At 62.3% G+C, this 20,235-nt stretch carries 18 protein-coding genes; 10 read left to right on the top strand and 8 right to left on the bottom strand.

The window, feature by feature from the left end; all coding sequences use genetic code 11:
• Nucleotides 1-84 precede the first annotated feature (84 nt).
• The 4 genes from ftsZ (at nt 85) to recN (ending at nt 5,477) form a co-directional block, all read left to right on the top strand.
• Complete coding sequence (gene ftsZ, locus ACP15P_RS04025; protein ID WP_424927300.1) at nt 85-1,662, top strand: cell division protein FtsZ; 1,578 nt, start codon at nt 85-87, stop codon at nt 1,660-1,662.
• A 232-nt stretch (nt 1,663-1,894) separates the two neighbouring features.
• A complete protein-coding gene (gene lpxC, locus ACP15P_RS04020) occupies nt 1,895-2,812 on the top strand; it encodes a UDP-3-O-acyl-N-acetylglucosamine deacetylase (RefSeq protein WP_424927206.1) in 918 nt (305 codons plus the stop codon).
• A gap of 146 nt (nt 2,813-2,958) precedes the next feature.
• Entirely contained in the window at nt 2,959-3,795 is an 837-nt protein-coding gene (locus tag ACP15P_RS04015) for an outer membrane protein assembly factor BamD (protein ID WP_424927299.1), read from the top strand.
• 23 nt (nt 3,796-3,818) lie between these two features.
• Nucleotides 3,819-5,477, top strand: a complete 1,659-nt coding sequence (recN, locus tag ACP15P_RS04010; RefSeq protein ID WP_424927205.1) for a DNA repair protein RecN — start codon at nt 3,819-3,821, stop codon at nt 5,475-5,477.
• 3 nt (nt 5,478-5,480) lie between these two features.
• Here the strand turns inward: recN and ACP15P_RS04005 are convergent, their stop codons facing one another.
• On the bottom strand, nt 5,481-7,283 hold the full coding sequence (locus tag ACP15P_RS04005; protein WP_424927204.1) for an aminopeptidase P family protein: 1,803 nt from the start codon (nt 7,281-7,283) through the stop codon (nt 5,481-5,483).
• 109 nt (nt 7,284-7,392) lie between these two features.
• Between ACP15P_RS04005 and ACP15P_RS04000 the strand changes: the two genes are divergently transcribed.
• Complete coding sequence (locus ACP15P_RS04000; RefSeq protein WP_424927203.1) at nt 7,393-7,689, top strand: hypothetical protein; 297 nt, start codon at nt 7,393-7,395, stop codon at nt 7,687-7,689.
• On the opposite strand, the gene ACP15P_RS03995 is transcribed toward ACP15P_RS04000, so the two are convergent.
• From ACP15P_RS03995 to greA, 6 genes are all read right to left on the bottom strand, one after another.
• The gene (locus tag ACP15P_RS03995; protein WP_424927202.1) at nt 7,658-8,713 is read right to left on the bottom strand and encodes a zinc-binding metallopeptidase family protein; all 1,056 of its coding nucleotides are present in this window, start codon (nt 8,711-8,713) and stop codon (nt 7,658-7,660) included. The two genes, ACP15P_RS04000 and ACP15P_RS03995, sit on opposite strands and share 32 nt — an antisense overlap.
• A gap of 5 nt (nt 8,714-8,718) precedes the next feature.
• Nucleotides 8,719-8,910 (bottom strand): PLDc N-terminal domain-containing protein, encoded by a 192-nt coding sequence (locus ACP15P_RS03990; RefSeq protein ID WP_424927201.1) that lies wholly within the window; start codon nt 8,908-8,910, stop codon nt 8,719-8,721.
• A 23-nt stretch (nt 8,911-8,933) separates the two neighbouring features.
• Entirely contained in the window at nt 8,934-10,805 is a 1,872-nt protein-coding gene (cobT, locus tag ACP15P_RS03985; protein ID WP_424927200.1) for a cobaltochelatase subunit CobT, read from the bottom strand.
• Nucleotides 10,806-10,816: 11 nt separating this feature from the next.
• Nucleotides 10,817-11,788 carry a cobaltochelatase subunit CobS gene (gene cobS, locus ACP15P_RS03980; protein WP_424927199.1) on the bottom strand — a complete coding sequence of 324 codons (972 nt, stop codon included), beginning with the start codon at nt 11,786-11,788 and terminating at the stop codon, nt 10,817-10,819.
• A gap of 143 nt (nt 11,789-11,931) precedes the next feature.
• On the bottom strand, nt 11,932-13,071 hold the full coding sequence (locus ACP15P_RS03975) for a hypothetical protein (protein ID WP_424927198.1): 1,140 nt from the start codon (nt 13,069-13,071) through the stop codon (nt 11,932-11,934).
• A gap of 24 nt (nt 13,072-13,095) precedes the next feature.
• Nucleotides 13,096-13,566 carry a transcription elongation factor GreA gene (gene greA, locus ACP15P_RS03970; protein ID WP_424927197.1) on the bottom strand — a complete coding sequence of 157 codons (471 nt, stop codon included), beginning with the start codon at nt 13,564-13,566 and terminating at the stop codon, nt 13,096-13,098.
• Between the two features lie 266 nt (nt 13,567-13,832).
• Here greA and ACP15P_RS03965 point away from each other — a divergent pair, with 266 nt between their 5' ends.
• From ACP15P_RS03965 to ACP15P_RS03955, 3 genes are all read left to right on the top strand, one after another.
• Nucleotides 13,833-15,491 (top strand): electron transfer flavoprotein-ubiquinone oxidoreductase, encoded by a 1,659-nt coding sequence (locus ACP15P_RS03965; protein WP_424927196.1) that lies wholly within the window; start codon nt 13,833-13,835, stop codon nt 15,489-15,491.
• 102 nt (nt 15,492-15,593) lie between these two features.
• On the top strand, nt 15,594-17,294 hold the full coding sequence (locus ACP15P_RS03960; protein WP_424927195.1) for a tetratricopeptide repeat protein: 1,701 nt from the start codon (nt 15,594-15,596) through the stop codon (nt 17,292-17,294).
• A gap of 5 nt (nt 17,295-17,299) precedes the next feature.
• Nucleotides 17,300-18,127: a 4-(cytidine 5'-diphospho)-2-C-methyl-D-erythritol kinase gene (locus ACP15P_RS03955; RefSeq protein WP_424927194.1), complete on the top strand. Its 828-nt coding sequence runs from the start codon at nt 17,300-17,302 to the stop codon at nt 18,125-18,127.
• Nucleotides 18,128-18,131: 4 nt separating this feature from the next.
• On the opposite strand, the gene ACP15P_RS03950 is transcribed toward ACP15P_RS03955, so the two are convergent.
• Complete coding sequence (locus tag ACP15P_RS03950) at nt 18,132-19,133, bottom strand: polyprenyl synthetase family protein (protein WP_424927193.1); 1,002 nt, start codon at nt 19,131-19,133, stop codon at nt 18,132-18,134.
• Between the two features lie 48 nt (nt 19,134-19,181).
• Between ACP15P_RS03950 and ACP15P_RS03945 the strand changes: the two genes are divergently transcribed.
• Both ACP15P_RS03945 and ACP15P_RS03940 read left to right on the top strand, forming a co-directional pair.
• A complete protein-coding gene (locus tag ACP15P_RS03945) occupies nt 19,182-19,400 on the top strand; it encodes a putative signal transducing protein (protein WP_424927192.1) in 219 nt (72 codons plus the stop codon).
• 2 nt (nt 19,401-19,402) lie between these two features.
• Entirely contained in the window at nt 19,403-20,182 is a 780-nt protein-coding gene (locus tag ACP15P_RS03940; protein WP_424927191.1) for a tRNA1(Val) (adenine(37)-N6)-methyltransferase, read from the top strand.
• Nucleotides 20,183-20,235: the final 53 nt, after the last annotated feature.

Genomic DNA, 20,235 nt, shown 5'->3' with positions numbered 1-20,235 from the left:
CTACGTTGGCGTCATGAAAACGGCGGGCTTCACCGCGCGGGGGCGCGGATGACGGAGCGAACAAAAGAGGCGGAGAACGAAGATATGGCGTTAACACTTAGCATTCCTGTGACCCAGGATCTCAGCCCCCGGATCACGGTGGTTGGGGTCGGCGGTGCTGGAGGCAACGCGGTCAACAACATGATCGAACAGGAGCTGGAGGGTTGTGAGTTTGTCGTGGCCAACACCGACGCTCAGGCCCTGAACCAGTCCAGCGCGGCCAACAAACTTCAGCTCGGCGCACGGGTGACCGAGGGACTTGGCGCGGGTGCGCGTCCCGAGGTTGGCGCGGCTGCGGCGGAAGAGTCCATCGAGGAAATTGTCGAGAAGCTGTCCGGCTGCCACATGTGCTTCATCACCGGTGGCATGGGCGGCGGTACCGGAACGGGTGCCGCTCCGATCATCGCCAAGGCCGCACGCGAGATGGGCATCCTGACGGTTGGTGTTGTCACCAAGCCGTTCCAGTTCGAGGGCTCGCGCCGCATGCGCCAGGCCGAACAGGGCGTTGAGGAACTGCAGAAGCACGTCGACACCCTGATCATCATTCCCAACCAGAACCTGTTCCGGCTGGCGAACGAGAAAACAACTTTCACCGAAGCCTTCACCCTGGCCGATGACGTACTCTACCAGGGCGTGAAAGGCGTGACCGACCTGATGGTTCGTCCTGGTATCATCAACCTCGACTTCGCGGACGTCCGCTCCGTGATGAACGAGATGGGCAAGGCCATGATGGGCACCGGCGAGTCCGAGGGCGAGGACCGCGCGGTTCAGGCAGCCGAGAAGGCGATAGCGAACCCGCTGCTCGACGAGATCAGCCTCAAGGGCGCCCGCGGCGTTCTAATCAATGTCACGGCTGGTCCGGACCTGACCCTGTTCGAACTGGACGAGGCCGCAAACCGGATCCGCACCGAGGTCGACCCGGAAGCCAACATCATGGTCGGCTCCACGCTGGACCCGGAAATGGCTGGCATGATGCGCGTATCGGTCGTTGCCACCGGCATCGACGCGGTCGCCAAAGCCGAGCCGGCACCGGCAACCGCTTCCTCGACCGTGAGCGAACCCGTAGCCGCACCGGCTCCGACGCCGGCACCTGCCGCTGAGGCAAAAACGGAACCGGTTGCCCAGCCTGAGGAAGCCCGCGTTGAGTATTCCGGTTACGCACCGGCCGCGGCAACCGTGGCGGATCAGCCCGCACCGGCCCCGAGCTTCGCCGATGCGCAGGTCCGTGAACCGGTCGCCGAGCCCGCACCGCAGGTTCAGCAGCGCACCGCGCCCTTCGGCCAGCCGAAGATCGACAACAAGCCCGAGCCGTCCCCGGAAGCGCTGTCGCGGCTTCAGGCCGCGGTTCACAACGTACCCCGCGCCGAGCCTATGGTTCGCTCCGTGCAGCAGCAGCCCAAGGCACAGCTTGGCCCCGCCGCCGCTCAGGGTCGTCTGACCATCAACAGCCTGATCCACAAAATGACGGGTCAGTCCAATCGCGAGCAGGCACCGGAGCGTCCGCGGGTAGCCGAGCAGCAGACCGCCGAGGCGCACGCCCACGCACCTGCCGAGTCCCGTTACGAGGACACCGAGCGCGAAAAAGTCGAGATCCCGGCTTTCCTGCGCCGCCAGGCAAACTGATTTAAACGCGAACCGGTCACGGTTCGTTCCATCGGTAACACAAAAAGGCGTCCGCATACCGCGGGCGCCTTTTTTGTGCGTGAAATCATTAACTTAAAACGTGTCATAACTCTGTTGCAATCGGTCACAAAGCTTGATTTGTCGCCAAACCGTCACACCCCTATATTGCGTTGCAACAGGTGGAAAACCACCGATCAGGTTTCAGGCAAGAGCAGTAATGCTGGGGGCTACAATGCAAACGACAGTCAGACGCGAGATATCGCTTGCGGGCATGGGCCTGCACTCCGGTCGTCCGGCGCGGCTTGTGCTGCGGCCGTCCGATGCCGGCGGGATTCGATTCCATCGTGTGGATATCACCGACCGCGACAACATGATTCCGGCCCGTTACGATCTGGTAAATGACACGACGCTCTGCACACGTCTTACGAACGAGGCTGGCGCATCCGTTTCCACCGTTGAGCATCTCATGGCCGCTCTTGCCGGTCTCGGCGTGACCCATGTCGATATCGACATCGATGGTCCCGAGGTTCCGATCATGGACGGCAGCTCGTACCGCTTCGTCAAGGCGATCCTCAAAACGGGTCTCCGCCCGATCGACCGCCCGGTCCGTGCGCTGCGTGTTCTGAAAACCGTGCGCTACGAGGACGGTCCGATCGTGGCTGAACTTTCGCCCGCCGAGTCCTTCTCGATCGATTTCGACATTGATTTCGAGGACGCGGCCATCGGTCACCAGAGCCGGCAGCTGTCCATGCACAATGGTACGTTCGTGCACGAGCTTTCCGACTGCCGGACCTTCGCCCGCCGCTCCGAGGTTGAGGCGCTGCAGGCCAATGGCCTGGGTCTTGGCGGCTCGCTTGACAACGCCGTGATCGTGGATGGCGACGAGGTGCTGAATCCGGGCGGCTTCCGTCGTGCGGACGAATGCGTGCGTCACAAAATGCTCGATGCGGTTGGCGACTTGGCGCTTGCCGGCGCTCCGATCATCGGTGCCTACAAGGGTGTGCGGGCCGGTCACGGACCGACCAACAAACTGCTGCGCAAGCTTTTCGCGACGCCCGGCGCCTGCGAGTTTGTCTATCTCGACCGCGATGCCGAGCACACGCTTCCTGGAGCGGGGGTCAACCCCGCCGATTTACCCCACGCCGTTTGAGGCGGGCTACAGGCCATGGCGCGGTCCACCCCGGTGGACTGCGCTTTTCGTTTCACCCCCCTGACAAGCTGTGCTAATCGGGTGCAGCCCTCACCATGCGTGAGGGGGTAGCGAAAGCAGGCAGGTTCGAAGGCAGTATGAGTATGATGAATGTTTCGGGACGCGGTACGGCCCTGGCCTGCCTTGTCGGCCTGACGTTGCTCATGTTGGGTGCCTGCAGCCGAAATCAGGAACCCCCGATTGAAACCCGCTCCGCCCAGGACATTTACCTCAGTGGCGAGGCCCTTCTGGCCGAAGGCGACCCGCGCGGGGCAGGGGAACGCTTCCTTGAGGTTGAAAGGCTCTATCCCTATTCCGAATGGGCAAAACGCTCGATGCTCATGTCGGCCTTCGCCTTCCACGAGGGCGCACTTTACGCCGAGAGCCGCGGCGCGGCGGAACGCTATCTTGAGTTTTTCCCCGCCGACGAGGATGCCGCCTACGCGCAGTTCCTTATTGCACTGTCCTACTACGATCAGATCGTCGATATTGGCCGCGACCAGGAAAACACCTTCCAGGCCCTCCAGGAAATGCGCGACATCATTGAGCGCTACCCGGACAGTGAATTTGCCAAATCGGCCGAACTGAAATTCGAACTCGCCCTCGACCATCTCGCCGGTAAGGAGATGGAGGTGGGCCGCTACTACCTCAACCGCGGCCATTACACCGCCGCGATCAACCGCTTCCGTGTCGTTGTCGAGGATTACCAAACCACGACCCACACCCCCGAGGCGCTTCACCGCATGGTGGAGGCGTATCTCTCTCTGGGCCTGGTGGAAGAGGCCAAGACGGCGGGTGCCATTCTCGGCCACAACTTCCAGGGAACCATCTGGTATGCCGAGAGTTATGAGCTTCTGACCGGCGCCGAGGTCGTGGCGACCGAAGACAACGCCGGATGGCTGGAACGCACGTACCGTCAGGTCGTCAAGGGAGACTGGCGCTGACACCGGCAACAAGGGTCTGAACAATGCTCACTTCCCTGAGTGTTCGCGACATGGTGCTGATCGAGACCGCTGAACTGGGGTTTCAGCCCGGCCTGAACGTGCTCACCGGCGAAACCGGCGCCGGTAAATCCATCCTTCTCGATTCACTCGGTTTCGTCCTCGGCTGGCGCGTCCGTTCCGGCCTTGTGCGCAGCGGAGCGGAGCAGGGCGAGGTCACGGCCGAATTCGATCTTCCTGCCGATCATCCCGCCCGATCCATCCTTGAGGAGGGCGGCTTCGATCCGGATGACGGCCTGATCATCCGCCGCACACTGTCGAAGGACGGTCGTCGCCAGGCCTGGGTCAATGATCGCCGCGCAACCGCCGAGACCCTGCGCAATCTCTCAGCCACTCTGGTCGAAATTCACGGTCAGCAGGATGACCGCGGCCTCCTGAACCCGACTGGCCACCGCCCGCTGCTCGACGACTACGCCGGGGCGGCACCCGCCCTGAAACGCGTGGCGGAGGCATGGGAAAAACGTCAGCATATCGCGCAACGCATCGCTGACGTGACCGCCGCCCATGAGGCCTCCAAAAAAGATGCCGAATACCTCGCCCATGCGGTTGAGGAAATCACCGCCATTGACCCGCAGCCGGAAGAGGAACCGCAACTCGACACCCGCCGGCGGCAGCTCCGCGCGGCCGAAAAAATCCGCGAGGATATCGCCAACGCGGTGCAGGCCACCGGATCCGAGGGGGCCGAAGGCGCGCTCATCCAGGCCATGCGCTGGCTTGAGGCCGCCGCGCCCGATGCGGATGGCCTGCTCGATCCCGTCATCGACAGCCTCTCCCGGGTCCTGAACGAGTTGGCCGAGGTCTCAACCGGTCTCGACGATGTTCAGTCCCAACTCGCGGGTGACCCTGGCGAACTTGAGGAGGTCGAGGAGCGGCTCTTCGCCATCCGCGGTCTCGCCCGCAAATACCAGGTCACACCGGAGGAACTGCCGGACCTCTCGGCTGAATTCGACGCGCGCCTGCAAAAAATCACCGGCGCCGAGGACGAACTGGCCGCACTCGCCAAAGACCTCAAAGCGGTCGAGGCCGACTACGCCACCGCCGCCGAAGCCCTGTCCAAAAAACGCCGCGCGGCGGCCAAAGACCTCGACCGGCGCATGAAGTCGGAACTGGTGCCGCTCAAACTCGACCGCGCAGTTTTCACGACCGAGATCAAACCTGCCGATCCCGGCCCCACCGGCACCGACCAGGTGCGCTTCACCGCGGCCACCAACCCCGGATCCCCGTCCGGACCCATCGACAAGGTGGCATCCGGCGGCGAGCTTTCCCGCTTCCTGCTGGCCCTGAAAGTCTGCCTCAGCGGCCGCTCGGACGGTCTCACGCTGATCTTTGACGAAATTGACCGCGGCGTCGGCGGAGCCACCGCAGACGCCGTGGGCCGACGTCTTCAGTCGCTCGGCCAAAACTCCCAGGTTCTCGTGGTCACCCATTCGCCCCAGGTCGCGTCATTCGGCGTGCAGCACTGGCGCATCGGCAAGGAGCCTGGCCCTAAAGGCACCGTCCGCACCATCGTTACGCCACTCTCCACCGAGGAACGGCGCGAGGAACTCGCCCGAATGCTGGCCGGCGACGTTGTCACCGCCGAAGCCCGCGCTGCCGCCAACGCCCTTCTGGTCGAGGCGGGGTAGGGCTCACACGGGTCGACAGGCCGCTTCGAGCCATGCCGCCGCATCCGCATCCAACAGAGGTGTCAGCTTCTCACGAACCTCCGCGTGATAGGCATTGAGCCAGTCACGGGCCTCGCGCCCCAGCAGGTGCACATCCACCAGCCGCGTATCAATCGGCGCAAAGGTGAGCGTCTCAAACTCCAGCATCGCCCGGTCCTCGCCCGCACGCCGTTTCGGGCCGCTCACCACCCCAAGGTTCTCGATCCGGATGCCAAACGCGCCCTCCCGGTAATATCCCGGCTCAATCGACAGGATCATTCCAGGCTCAAGTTTGGCCCCGGACCGCCGCGACAGCGAGGCCGGTCCCTCATGCACGCCCAGGTAGGCCCCAACGCCATGTCCCGTGCCGTGATCGTAATCCATGCCATGCCGCCACAGATCCGCCCGCGCTACCGCGTCGATCTCCCGCCCGGCCAGGCCTTCGGGCCAGCGCAGGTCCGACATCGCAATCATGCCTCGAAGAACCAGAGTATAGGGCACTTTCGCATCCTCCGGCACCGACCCGGTGGTCAGCGTCCGGGTGATGTCGGTGGTTCCGTCCTGATACTGCGCTCCACTGTCGAGCAGGAACAGTTCGCCGGGCACAATCTCCCGGTTGCTCGCCTCGCTCACGCGGTAGTGCACAATCGCCCCGTTGGGCCCGGCGGCGCTGATTGTCTCAAAGGAGATTTCTTTCAACACACCCGTCGCCGCACGTTCCTCCTCAAGGCGTTTGACCGCATCAATCTCGGTCAGCCCGCCCTCCGGCGCCCGTTTGTCAAACCAGGCGAGGAACCGCACCATCGCCGCCCCGTCACGCAAATGCGCCTCACGCGTCCCGGCGATCTCGGCCTCAGTCTTGCGCGTTTTCGGCAAAATGCAAGGATCCACCGCAGCCACGGTCTCAATCCCCGCCGCGCTCAGTCTGTCAGCCACCATGACCGGGGCCGTCGCCGGATCAACACCCACCGGTCCGGTGAGCCCGTCCAGCGCGGCCTCAAAATCCGCCACGTCACGAATGCTGACATCCGGCCCGAGATGGTCCCGTACCGTCGCGTCGATCTCACGCGGATTGATGAAAAACTCCACCGTCGCGTCAGCCTTCAGTACCGCAAACCCATGCACAACAGGCGTCCGGGCAATGTCCGATCCGCGAATGTTAAGGAGCCACGCAATTGAATCCGGCAGCGTCAGTATCTGCGCCGCCCGGCCTTTCTCCATCAGACCGGCGGCAATCTCCGCCCGTTTCTCCGCCGAAGATCGGCCCGCATACTCGACCGGATGCACCAGAACCGGGTTGGCCGGTGGCTCCGGCTGGTCCTCCCAAACGCGGTCGATCAGGTTGTCCGAACGGTGCAGGCCGATCTGACGCCCCTTGAGCGCTTTTTCCAGCCGGGAAATTGCGTCGCCCGTGTGCAGCCAGGGATCGAACGCAACCCGACCACCACCGGGCAGAACCTCGCGAAGATAGTCCTCGGCCCTGTCTCCCGGAATGTTGCGAATGTCGTAGATATCCGTATCCACCTCATCGCGCACCTGAATGGTATAGCGCCCGTCCACAAAAATCCCGGCCCGCTCCAGGGCGATCACCGCAAAGCCCGCCGAGCCCGTAAACCCGGTCAGCCAGGCCAGCCGCTCGTCCCGTTCGGCCACGTTCTCGCCCTGATGCGCGTCGGAGCGTGGCACCAGAAACGCGTCGACGCCCGCCTCCCGCATCGCCTCACGAAGAAGTGCCAGCCGGGCTGCGCCCGTTTCGGGTACGGTGCGTCTGCGGAAATCCTGCAACATACTGTTTTTCTCTCTTTTTGCGCGCCCCCGATCCTTACCGGCGGTTTGCGTAACGGGTCAATGAGCGATAGGAATCGAACAGTGGAATCGCGTTAGGGTTGAGGTCGCCATGCGTTTTATTTTCATGGTTCTTTTGCTGTTGGCCGCGCTGTGGCGGGCGTTTCTCGACTGGCAGGCCACCATCGGTGAGGGCTACGCCTTCCGCCCCAAATCCATTGGCGCTGTCCTGTCCGACAGTTTCCCCACCGTCCATGACGGCCTTGTGAAACTCCTGCAGTCCACAGGCATTTCGTGGCTCTGGGATCCGGTCGGCACCACCATTCTCTGGCTGCCCCTGAGCCTCGTTCTGGCCTTTCCCGCGCTCATCCTCTGGCTCACACGAAGCCGCGGACGAGGTCGTGGATAAAACACAGTTTGCGGATTGCCGCATTACTCAGTGCAAACGGGTATAAATCCCGCTGCCCCATGCTGCGGTTGAGACTGTTCATGGCCACCGTCATCGGAATCCAGGCCCTTATCAGATCGAAAAACCGTGCCGTGCCATAGGGATCAAACTCGATTTTCGCGTTGAATTTGATGTCGTTGCTCACCAGCGGATCAACAATCATCCCGAAGCTCGCTGCCGTGTCGAGCGTATCGACCATGTGCAGGTAATGGCTCCAGGTTTCCGCGAAATCCTCCCAGGGATGCATCGTGGCATAGGCGCTGACATACTCCTCCTGCCAGTTATCCGGCGGCCCCTTGGCATAATGGCGCTTCAGCGCGGCACCGTAACTCTGGCTCTCATCGCCAAAAACCGCGCGGCATTTCTCAATGCGGTCGCCATTGCGTACCAGCAGGTCCCAGTAATAGTGCCCGACCTCATGACGCATATGACCCAGCATGGTCCGGTACAGCTCTCCAAGCTCCTGGCGCCGCCTTTCCCGCTCCGCTGAGTCCGCTTCGGCAATATTGATGGTCACCAGACCGTTGAAATGACCGGTCGTCACCGGTTCGCCGGGCTCATCCGCGAGGAAATCGAACTGGAGACCTGGATTGTCATCCTCTCCCGGCGGCGGTCCGGTCTTCAAACCCAGCCGGCGCAGCGTATACACCACCCGGCGTTTTGCGGCCTCGATCTCGTTCCACTTTTTGAGGTTGCCCGAAATGTCCAGGTCGGGGATCGTCCGGTTCAGATCGCAGGCCAGACAGAAATCCGTCTCCGAATCCGCCGAAACCAGCCAGTTGCAGGCGATCTTCGAATAGTTGGCACAGCGCTTCATCGACCGGTCCCGCTGAACCGCCGCAGTCAGCGTGCCGTCATCGTTTTTGGCAAGGGTACTCAGTGTCAGCAGCCCGGGCACAAACCCCAGCTCGGAATGGCACTGCAGACATAACGTATTTTCAAAATGCAGCAGCTGCCCGCAATTTTGGCAGGAGAATACCCTCAATCACGTCACCCGTTTTTGGCCGCCCGCGGCCCAAAAAACAGCCATGCAATGAATCCGACCAGAGGCAGTAGCAAAATCACCATGATCCAGATGATTTTCTTTCCCATGCCCGAATTTGAGCCAACCACGGACACAATAGCCCAGATGGCGAGCGCGAGCAGTATGAGCCCGCCGATCCCAGTGACCTCAACCCTCATCTTCCATCCTCCAGTTCAAAATCTCAGGTGCCGGTGCGCCGTTTCCTCGCCGGACCTCCTGGATCATTGTCAAAGAGGCTGGCAAGCTGTTCCGTCATCGCACCGGCAAGCTGTTCCACATCCGTAATCGTCACCGCCCGCTGGTAGTAGCGGGTCACGTCATGGCCGATTCCAATGGCCACCAGTTCCACCGCACGCCGGCGTTCGACCATCTCGATCACGTCCCGCAGATGCTTTTCCAGATAGTTGGCCGGATTGACCGACAGAGTCGAGTCATCAACCGGCGCACCGTCGGAGATTACCATCAGCACCTTGCGTGCCTCCGGCCGGTTCAGCATCCGCCGGTGCGCCCACTCCAGCGCCTCACCGTCGATGTTTTCCTTCAGCAGGCCTTCCTTCATCATCAGACCAAGATTGGGCCGTGCCCGACGCCACGGCGCATCGGCCTTCTTGTAGACGATGTGGCGCAGATCATTCAGACGGCCGGGCAGGGGCTCCCGTCCGTCAGCCAGCCATTTTTCCCGCGACTGCCCGCCTTTCCAGGCCCGTGTGGTGAAGCCCAAAATCTCGACCTTCACCTGACAGCGTTCCAGCGTCCGCGCCATCACATCCGCGGAAATCGCCGCAATCGAAATCGGCCGTCCGCGCATCGACCCGGAATTGTCGAGCAGAAGCGTCACAACCGTATCCCGGAAATCCGTGTCCTGTTCCTGCTTGAACGACAGCGGCGTCAGCGGATTGGCCACAACCCGTGCCAGACGCCCCGCATCGAGCGTGCCTTCCTCCAGGTCGAAATCCCAGGCCCGGTTCTGTTGCGCCTGAAGCCGCCGTTGCAACTTGTTGGCGAGCCGCGACACTGCGCCCTTCAATGGCTCCAGCTGCTGGTCCAGATAGGTCCGCAGTCGTTCCAGTTCGGCCGGTTCCGCCAGATCCTCGGCGGCGATTTCCTCATCGAACTTCGTCTCAAAGACATTGTAGCCCGGATCCGCTTCCGAATGTGGCGGGGCGGGGCGCTCCTCGGGCATTTCCCCGTCCGGCATGTCCGCATCCTCGGCCATGTCCGCGTCATCGGAACTGTCCATTGAGGTCTGCATCTGCTGCGGATCGCTGCTCTGATCCTGCGGTGTATCCTGTTCGGACTGCTCCTGCTCGGCCTGATCGTCATCGCCGCCGCCGGTATCGTCCTCGTCCTGACCGTCCTCTGTCTGCTCTTCGTTTTCCTCGTCGTCCTCGCTCTCGTCGTCCGGATCATCGCCAAGCTGGTCGCCATAGCCCAGATCGTCGATCACCTGACGGGCAAATTTCGCGAAAGAGGCCTGATCCTCCAAAACACTGTCGAGGTCCGAGAGTGTCTCGCCGGTGTTCTTCTCCAGAAATCCGCGCCACAGATCGAGCACGTTCTGCGCACCCTCCGGAAGCTGCCGCCCCGTGGCCATCTGGCGCACAAGGTACCCCGCCGCCGCCGCCAAAGGCGCCTGCGAGGTCTCCGTAATGTCGGCATAGCCGCCCTTGCGGGCCTCATCCTCAATCTTCGCGTCAATATTTCCTGCGGTCCCGGGCATCGCCCGCGCGCCAACGGCTTCGCAACGGGCCGTTTCCATCGCCTCAAACAGGTCGTGGGCAATCTGCCCCTGCGGCGCGTAGCGTCTGTGCGTCGCATCGTCGTGGTAGCGCAGCCGCAGCGCATAGGCATCGGCCGTACCACGTGCCAGCATGACCTCCGATTTGGTCATGCGGCGCGTCACCTGTGGCAGACGCATCCCGTCGTTGCGCATCCCCGGGGGATCAACCGAGAACGCGACCTGCAGTTCCGCATCGCCCGACATCGCCCGCGTGGCTTCAGTCAGGGCTTTCTTGAACGGATCGGCCGGATTGTCCGATGGTTTGTTGCTCACGCGCGACCCGCCTAACCCAGGCTGACGCTGGCGGCACTCTCCGGCAGTTCCGCGTCAAAGCAGCGCTGATAAAACTCGGCAACGGTCTGGCGTTCCAGTTCGTCACATTTGTTGAGGAAGGTCACGCGGAACGCAAAGCCCACATCGCCGAAAATGCGCGTGTTTTCCGCCCAGGACAGAACCGTCCGCGGGCTCATCACCGTCGAAAGATCACCGTTCATGAACGCGGCCCGGCTCAGATCGGCGACCGTAACCATGCGGCTGATGGTCTTGCGGCCTTCCTCGGTGTCGTAGGTCGGGTTCTTCGCAAGAATAATGTCGGCCTCCGCGTCATGCTCAAGGTAGTTGAGCGTGACCACGAGGTTCCAGCGGTCCATCTGACCCTGGTTGATCTGCTGCGTGCCGTGATAGAGACCGGTCGTGTCTCCGAGGCCCACGGTGTTCGCCGTGGCAAACAGGCGAAAATACGGGTTCGGGTGAATCACTTTGTTCTGGTCGAGCAGCGTCAGCTTGCCGTCGACCTCCAGAACGCGCTGGATCACGAACATCACATCCGGACGGCCCGCATCGTACTCGTCAAACACAATCGCCACCGGATTGCGCAGCGCCCAGGGAAGAATACCTTCCTGAAATTCCGTGACCTGCATCCCGTCCACCAGCTTGATGGCGTCCTTGCCGATCAGGTCGATCCGGCTGATGTGGCTGTCCAGGTTGATACGCACGCAGGGCCAGTTCAGCCGCGCCGCAACCTGTTCAATATGCGTGGATTTACCCGTGCCGTGGTACCCCTGCACCATGACGCGGCGGTTATGGGCAAAACCGGCCAGAATGGCGAGCGTGGTGTCACGGTCAAACCGGTAGGTGCTGTCACGGTCCGGAACACGGTCGGAGTCGTCCGCGAAGCCGCGCACGGTCATGTCCAGGTCAATCCCAAACTCTTCCCGAACGCTAAAATCCTTTGTCGGTTCGACGCCTTGTTCCATACCGTATTCCGCCATTAATCAGATTAAGTCACCCGCCCGTACACCGGCGGCACCCACATGGGGCTTATGTGTCGTAAATGCCGACCTGATGCAAGCGCGGCAAACCGGCCGCGCCCGTCAGGTCTCAATCCGGAACGCCCCGTTCAGTCGAAGGTTCCGTTCAGCTTCGTCATCATCATGTAAGCCCGGCCCGACCGCGTATCCGCCAGTTCCAGAATACGCTCATCGCTCGCGTCTTTCGCAAACTCACTCAAAACCCGGTCAAACCGCCGCTGGAAAAACAGCGCCGTATCCCGGAAGATCGTGTCCGATTTCAAAAGCGACCGGGTCAGTTCCATGGCGTTGTCGTCGCGAATGCCAAAAACGCTGCCCACCGACGGCCCGCGCTGTCCGTTCATGAACCGCCGCCAGTCATCCGCGCTGCCCATCTCAATGGGCAGGTCATCCATGTAAACACCCTCCTGCGAGAGCAGGGTCAGAACGTCCTCCGCCGACTGCAGCATCTGCGCCAGCGGCCGGTATTTCAGCACTGTCTGCAGGGCGCGGAATCCCTCGAAATCCTGTGCATCCTTCGGGAAATCAAGCGCCCTTACCAGGTCCGGCCAGTCCGGCTTCTGCGGTTCCTCCTCATCCGGAAGAAGCGGCAAACCGGCCGGTTCCGGCTTCGGCTCACTGACCGGTTGCGGGGCCGGGGCCTCAACCTTGGGTGGCTCCACCGGTTCAGGCGCCTCGACCGGCTCGGGTGCCGGGGCAGGGGCCGCCTGCGGCTGTTCGGCCGGAACACTCCCCATCAGATCTTCCAGGGCGTCTCGCATCTGCTTCTGCCCCGCGGCCATGTCGGCCATCGCCACTGCAATCTCGTTGGGCAGACCGGCCTGCGGCCCGCGCGTGTCAAGCGCCCGGACCAGATCCTCCTGCGTCAGGAACGGGCCGGTCTCTATCGCCTTGCGCGTCTCTTCCAGCGCCCCCGCCAGCGGCTCGATCTGGCCGCTCAGCGCCGCAATCAGCTGCCGTTGCCGCTGCAACTCCTCGCCAATCCACGCCGCCAGCCAGATCAGCAGCAGCGGCAACACCAGAACCACGAGGAAAAACAGCACGTCGAGCACAACCGTCCCGCGCGGCTGGCTTCCGGAAACCACCGACACAAACCCGATCCCGTAGCCCGCCACAATGACAGCCCACACGATCGACGCGGCCACGGCCACAAAGCGTGACGTGTTTCCCGACCATCCGTTCACGAGCCCGGCACCCCGGGCAAACAGGGGGGCGCTCCGACTCAGCATGACGCGACCCCTCCTGGGATCCGGTCAGATAAACTCGACAGCCACAATTTCATAGGAACGGACCCCTCCAGGTGTTTTCACCTCGACGCTGTCCCCTTCCTCCTTGCCGATCAGGGCACGGGCAATGGGGGATTTCATGTTGAGCAGACCCTGTTCGATATTGGCCTCCTGCTCACCGACAATCTGGTATTTCTTTTCCTCGTCGGTGTCCTCATCGGCAATCGTCACGGTCGCCCCGAATTTCACGGTACCCGACAGCTTCGACGGGTCAATCACATCCGCACGGCCGAGAATGCCCTCAAGCTCACGCACACGACCCTCAATGAAACTCTGTTTCTCACGGGCAGCGTGGTATTCTGCGTTCTCACTCAGGTCGCCATGCTCGCGGGCCTCGGCGATCGCCTTGATCACGGCGGGCCGTTCCACGGATTTCAGCTGCTTCAGCTCCGAATCCAGCCTTGCAAAACCTTTCGAGGTAAGCGGAATTTTTTCCATTCTGTCTTTCCTGTCGCGCCTGTTTTCCCAGCGCCAAATACAACAACGGGCCGTTGGCTGCTGCCCCGGCCCTCATTGCGCGATCGTTCTGAGCGCTGAACACAATCTTATGAGGTGCATTCCGCCTTCGCAAGGACTCTAATTCATCAACCGGTCACATGGCTTTTCCGCAGGCCCCTGCGTCCGTTTCGTTTGACGGGATTGCAAAGCTTGGGATACCCAGAAAAAAGGGAATAAACGGTACCTAACCAGGAGAGTTGTCAGGCATGTCCGATATCGAACGCGAAGTCATGGAATACGATGTTGTGATCGTGGGGGCGGGACCTGCCGGGCTCTCGGCCGCGATCCGCATCAAACAGCTCGATGCGGACATGAATGTCGTCGTTCTCGAAAAAGGATCCGAGGTCGGCGCGCACATTCTCTCCGGTGCCGTACTCGACCCGGTTGGTCTCGACAAACTTCTGCCCGACTGGCGCAACATGGGCTCGCCCATCAAGACCGAAGTGACCTCCGACAGCTTCTACTACCTCAGCGAACACGGCCAGGTCCGCGTCCCGAATTTCCCCATGCCGAAGCTCATGAGCAACCACGGCAACTACATTGTTTCCATGGGCAATGTCTGCCGCTGGATGGCGGAACAGGCCGAGGAACTGGGCGTGGAAATCTTCCCCGGCATGGCCGCCAGCGAACTTGTGTACGGTGACCGGGGCGAGGTCAAAGGCGTGGTCGCCGGTGAGTTTGGCCTCGCGCCCGACCGCACCCCCGGGCCGAACTACGAGCCGGGCATGGAACTGCACGGCAAATACGTGTTCCTGTCTGAAGGCGTGCGCGGAAGTCTCTCAAAACAGGCCATTTCCCGCTACGATCTCTCCGCCAACAGCGACCCCCAGAAATACGGTCTGGGCATGAAGGAAATCTGGGAAATCGACCCGGCCAAACACCAGGAAGGCAAGGTCGTCCACACCATGGGCTGGCCGCTTGATGATCGCGCCGGTGGTGGCTCTTTCATGTACCACATTGAAAACAATCAGGTTTACGTGGGCTTTGTGGTTCACCTGAACTACAAAAACCCCTACCTTTTCCCTTACATGGAATTCCAGCGGTTCAAACACCACCCGCTGATCGAGGAAACCCTGCGCGGCGGCAAGCGTGTGGCTTACGGTGCACGCGCCATCTCCGAGGGTGGCTGGCAGTCTATCCCGAAACTCACATTCCCCGGCGGTGCTTTGCTCGGTTGTTCAGCCGGCTTCGTTAACGTCCCGAGAATCAAGGGAAATCACAACGCCATGCTTTCGGGCATAGCGGCGGCCGAAGCCGTGGTTCCGGCCATCGCCGCCGGTCGCGAGGGGGATGAGCTTATCGCCTATGGCGAGGATGTCCTGTCCGGCCCCATCGCCGAGGACCTCAAACCCGTGCGCAACGTCAAACCGCTCTGGAGCGAATACGGCCTCACCGCCTCGCTGGTATTCGGCGGATTCGACATGTGGTGGAACTCGGTCTTTGCCAACAAATCCCTGTTCGGCACCATGAAGCATGGCAAGTCCGACGCGAAGGCAACCCAGCGCGCCGATCACTACGAGCCGATCGACTACCCGAAACCCGACGGTGTCCTGTCCTTCGACCGCCTGACCAACGTGGCCTATTCCTTCACCAACCATGACGAGGACCAGCCCGCCCATCTCACGCTCGAAAACGACGACATCCCCGTGGGTTTCAACCTCCCGGCCTATGCCGAACCGGCGCAGCGCTACTGCCCGGCCGGGGTGTATGAGATCCTGCGCGACGATGACGGCTCAAACCCGCGGTTCCAGATCAACTTCCAGAACTGCGTCCACTGCAAGACTTGTGACATCAAGGATCCGGCGCAGAACATCAACTGGGTCACGCCGCAGGGCGGGGACGGGCCGAATTATCCCAACATGTGACCAATATGTGACCGGACGTGAGTGTCTGATTAACCACTCGCATTGCAACATTGGCGGGTGCGGCCTAAAGTCGCATCCGACCTGATCCGGGAGAAGTCCACATTGCCGAAAACATTGGCTAATCTGACGCGGGCCGCGTTCCTGGCCGTTGCACTCACTGCAGGCGCGGCACCGGCTTCGGCGCTCAATCTGTCCGGGGCATATCTCGCAGCAATGCAGGCCGACTTTCGCGACGACTACGCTCCGGCGGCGGAATACTACGAACGCGCCCTGCGCAAGGACCCCGAGAATGCGGGCCTTCTGCAGAACTCGGTGGTCATGCTCGCCGCAATGGGCCGAATCGGTGACGCCCGCGAACAGGCCGACCGTCTCTCGGAACTGATGCCCGAAAACCAGGTCGCCATTCTGGTGCGCCTGTCCGACGCAATCGCCAACAAGGACTTTGAGGGCGCGCTCGAAATTCTGAACGCTTCCGGCAACACGGTGAACCCCCTGCTGGAGGGACTGCTTGAGGGCTGGATCCACGCCGGCATGGGTGACTTCACCGCCGCGCAGGAACAGTTCGACAGCATGACCGCCAGCGATGCGCTGGAAGCCTATGGCCAGTACCACAAGGCCCTTGTCCTGGCCCTGGCCGGTGACTTCAATTCCGCCGACCGCATCATGGATGGCGATGCCAACGGCCCGCTGCACCTCAACCGCTCCTCCCTGCTGGCCCACGCCCAGGTCATGGCCCAGGTTGGCCAGACCGAAGAGGCCATCGCCGTCCTCGACGGCGCGCTCGCCAACGGTGTGCCCGATGCAGCTCTCGTGAGCCTGCGCGACCGTCTCGCGTCCGGCGAGGAGGTGGTCTTCACCCACATCACCAGCGCCGCCCGCGGGGCCGCCGAGGCTTATCTGACGCTCGCCGAGGCCATGGACGGCCGCGAATCCAGCCGCGTTTCGCTGATCCACGCCCAGCTTGCCGCCCATATCGATCCCGATCTGACAGAGGCGCGGATGCTCTCCGCCGAACTGTTGGAAGAGCAGGGCCAGTTCGAACTCGCGGGCGCGGCCCTCGCCGAAATTCCGGCCACCTCGCCGTGGTTTGTGACGTCACAGATCCGCCGCGCAACCATAGAAAACTCCGCCGGAAATATCGATCGGGGCATCGAGGTCCTCGAGGAATTGGCTGCCACGGAACCTGACCGCGTAGAGGTCCACTCCGCCCTCGGCGACGCCCTGCGCAGCGCCGAGCGCTATGAGGAGGCCGTCACCGCCTATACCGACGCCATTGACCTCGTGGAAAATCCGGTCCGCTCGCACTGGGTCATTTTCTACACCCGCGGCATCTCCAACGAACGGGCCGACGACTGGCCCGCCGCGAAGGCCGATTTCCGAAAGGCACTCGAACTTGAACCCAACCAGCCGCTGGTCCTGAACTACCTCGGCTATTCCATGGTTGAGGAGGGCGAGGAACTCGACGAGGCGCTCGAACTGATCGAGGCCGCCGTCGCCGCCCGTCCCGATGACGGTTACATCACCGACTCGCTCGGCTGGGTGCTTTACCGCCTTGGCCGCATCGAGGAGGCCGTGCCACACATGCTGAGGGCCGTGGAACTTACGCCCGACGACCCGATCATCAACGACCATCTCGGCGATGTTCTGTGGAAGGCCGGTCGCAAACGCGAGGCCGAATTTCAGTGGCGGCGTGCCCTGTCTTTTGGTCCGGCCGAGGATCTCGACATGGACCGCGTGCGCAAGAAAATCGAAATGGGCCTCGACAGGGTCATTGAGGAATACGGGTCCGGCACGGATCTCTGACGCCCTTGTCCGCCATCGAATTCGCTCCCGCCAAGGTCAACCTGACCCTGCACGTTACCGGACGCCGCGCCGACGGCTACCACCTGCTCGACAGCCTGGTGGTCTTCCCGCAGACCGGTGACAGCGTCAGCGCCACACCCGCATCCGAGCCTGCCCTCACCATCACCGGCCCGTTCGCGGAAGGTCTCGAAACCGGCCCGGACAACCTCGTCCTGCGCGCCGCCGCCCTGTGTGACGCACCACCCCACGCCCTCACACTGACCAAAAACCTGCCCGTCGCCAGCGGCATTGGTGGTGGCTCGGCCGACGCCGCCGCAACCCTGCGCCTCCTGACGCGCCTCACCGGCACCGCACTCCCCGACCGTACCAAAATCCTCGATCTGGGCGCTGACATCCCGGTCTGCCTTGATGGCCGTTCCTGCCGCATGAGCGGAATAGGGGAGGTCATCGACCCCGTCACGCTACCGGAATTCCACCTCGTGCTGGTCAACCCGCGTGTCGCCGTCATGACCGGAGCCGTCTTTCAAGGCCTCAGATCACGCGACAACCCGTCCATGAGCGACCCGCCGGAATTTACCGATCTCAACACCTTCGTGGAGTTCCTGCGCACCTGCCGAAACGAACTCGAACACCCCGCGATAGCGGTCCAGCCGGTCATAGCCGACGTCATCGCGGCCCTCGCCGACACAACCGGCTGCCGCCTCGCCCGCATGTCGGGCTCCGGCGCAACGTGTTATGGAGTGTTCAAAACCGCAGCCGAATCTGAAAGCGCCGTCAGCTCCCTGCGCTCCACCCACCCCAACTGGTGGGTCTCAACAGGCCGTGTCGCCTAAACCGTCAAACGATACGCTCGACCACAAAATCCGCCAGCGCGTGCAACTCGTCCCGAATGGGGTGTTCCGGCAGGATGCTCAGATACTCCCGCGCCCGCGCCGCATGATCCAAGGCCGCCGCCCGGGTGCTTTCCAGCGCTCCGTGCTTCGCCATCAGCTTCAGCGCATGTTCCAGATCCCCGTCCACCTGACGGTTCTTCCCGATCGTCCGCTGCCAGAACTCGCGCTCGGTCTCATCCGCACCGGCAATCGCCTTGATCACCGGCATGGACATCTTACCCTCACGGAAGTCATCCCCGACGTTCTTGCCCAACTCGGCCGTCAGCCCGCCATAATCGAGTAAATCGTCCGTAATCTGAAAGCTGATCCCCAGCGCGTCGCCATAGCCCCGCACCGCGTCCACATGCTCCTCCGGCGCCCCGGCCAGAACCGCACCCGCTTCCGTCGCGGCTGAGAACAGCGCGGCCGTCTTGCCCCGGATCACGTTCAGATACGTCTCTTCTCCGGTCGAAATGTCGCCCGCCACGGTCAGCTGCAACACCTCACCCTCGGCAATCACGGCCGATGCGTTCGACAGGATCTCCAGAACCCGGATCGACCCGGTATCCACCATCATCCGAAACGCCCGCGCGAACAGGTAATCGCCCACCAGAACGCTGGATTTGTTGTCCCAAAGCAGGTTGGCAGTCGGCCGCCCCCGCCGTTTCGAGCTTTCATCCACCACATCATCATGCAGCAGCGTCGCGGTATGGATAAACTCCACCGCCGCCGCCAGGTTCTGATGCAGCGTGCCCTCAAATCCGCTCATCCGCGCCGTCGCCAGGGTCAGCAGCGGCCGTATGCGTTTGCCCCCGGCTTCGACCAGGTGCGCCGTGACCTCCGGAATGCGCGGGGCCTGCTCGCTCGCCATCCGCTCACGGATTAGACCGTTCACGGCCTCCATGTCGTCTGTCAGAATGTCCTGAAGGTTCTGGACCGGTGTTTTGACCCGCGTCTGCGTATTCATGGCTCTTGGCTCTCGACCTTGTGGCGGGCGGATACTAGGCTCCCCGGAATGAAGGAAATAATCCGGACAACCGACCCGACGATAATCGCATTCTGTACCGCGCTTCTGCGCGCGGAGGATATAGACTGCTTTGTCCTGGACGTCCATATGAGCGTTCTGGAAGGCGGCATCGGGCTGTTCCCCAAACGGCTTGTTGTCGCGCAGCGTGATGCCTTTATGGCGCGTGCGGTGCTCAGGGACAATGATGTTCCGGATGTGCTGGACTGACAATGGGTTTTTCGCCGGATCAGCTCTCGCGCGACGGGTTTCTCGGCGGTGCTCTGCACATTTTTCAGCCCCTGAACGGCTACCGCGCCGCCACCGACCCGGTGTTCCTTGCTGCCTTCACACCGGCCCGGCCTGGCCAGTCCGTTCTTGACCTTGGCTGCGGCGTCGGCACCGCGGGCCTCTGCCTTGCAAGCCGCGTGGGCGGGATCGACCTCCATGGCCTCGAAATCCAGCGGGACTACGCGGACCTCGCCGCACGCAACGCCCGTGAAAACGGCATATCCCTGACGGTCCACCAGGGCGACATCCTCGCGCCCCCGTCCGACCTCCGCCAGCGCGTGTTCGACCACGTAATCATGAACCCGCCCTATTACCGCAAAACGGATGCCAGTGCCGCCACCGATGCCGGCCGCGACCGTGCCAACCGGGAAGGGGAGGCCGAACTCTCCGACTGGATCGCCGCAGGCCTGCGCCGCACCGCCCAGGGCGGCCGCGTGGTCATTGTCCACCGGGTTGAACGCCTGGGCGACATCCTGGCGGCGCTTCAGAACGGCGCGGGAGGGATCGAGGTGCTGCCCATCGCCTCCCGCCGCAACCGGCCCGCATCCCGTGTCCTGGTCCGCGCCGTCAAATCCGGCCGCGCCCCGCTGATTCTCCACGCGCCCCTTATTGTTCATGCCTCCGACACCCATCAGGAGGGAAAAAGTGGTGATTTTACAGACACGGTTAAGGCGATTTTGGCCTTTTCTGCCGAACTAAATCCCAATACCGGGTCCATTTGACTCAAAATTTAAGAAAACGTTTATTTTTTTAGAATCAATTTCCGTTAAACGAC

Origin of the sequence: Amaricoccus tamworthensis (assembly GCF_049800875.1) — a bacterium.
GTDB lineage: Bacteria > Pseudomonadota > Alphaproteobacteria > Rhodobacterales > Rhodobacteraceae > Amaricoccus > Amaricoccus tamworthensis.
The sequence above is the reverse complement of the archived record's forward strand: the minus strand, read 5'-3'. Positions and strand labels throughout refer to the sequence as shown.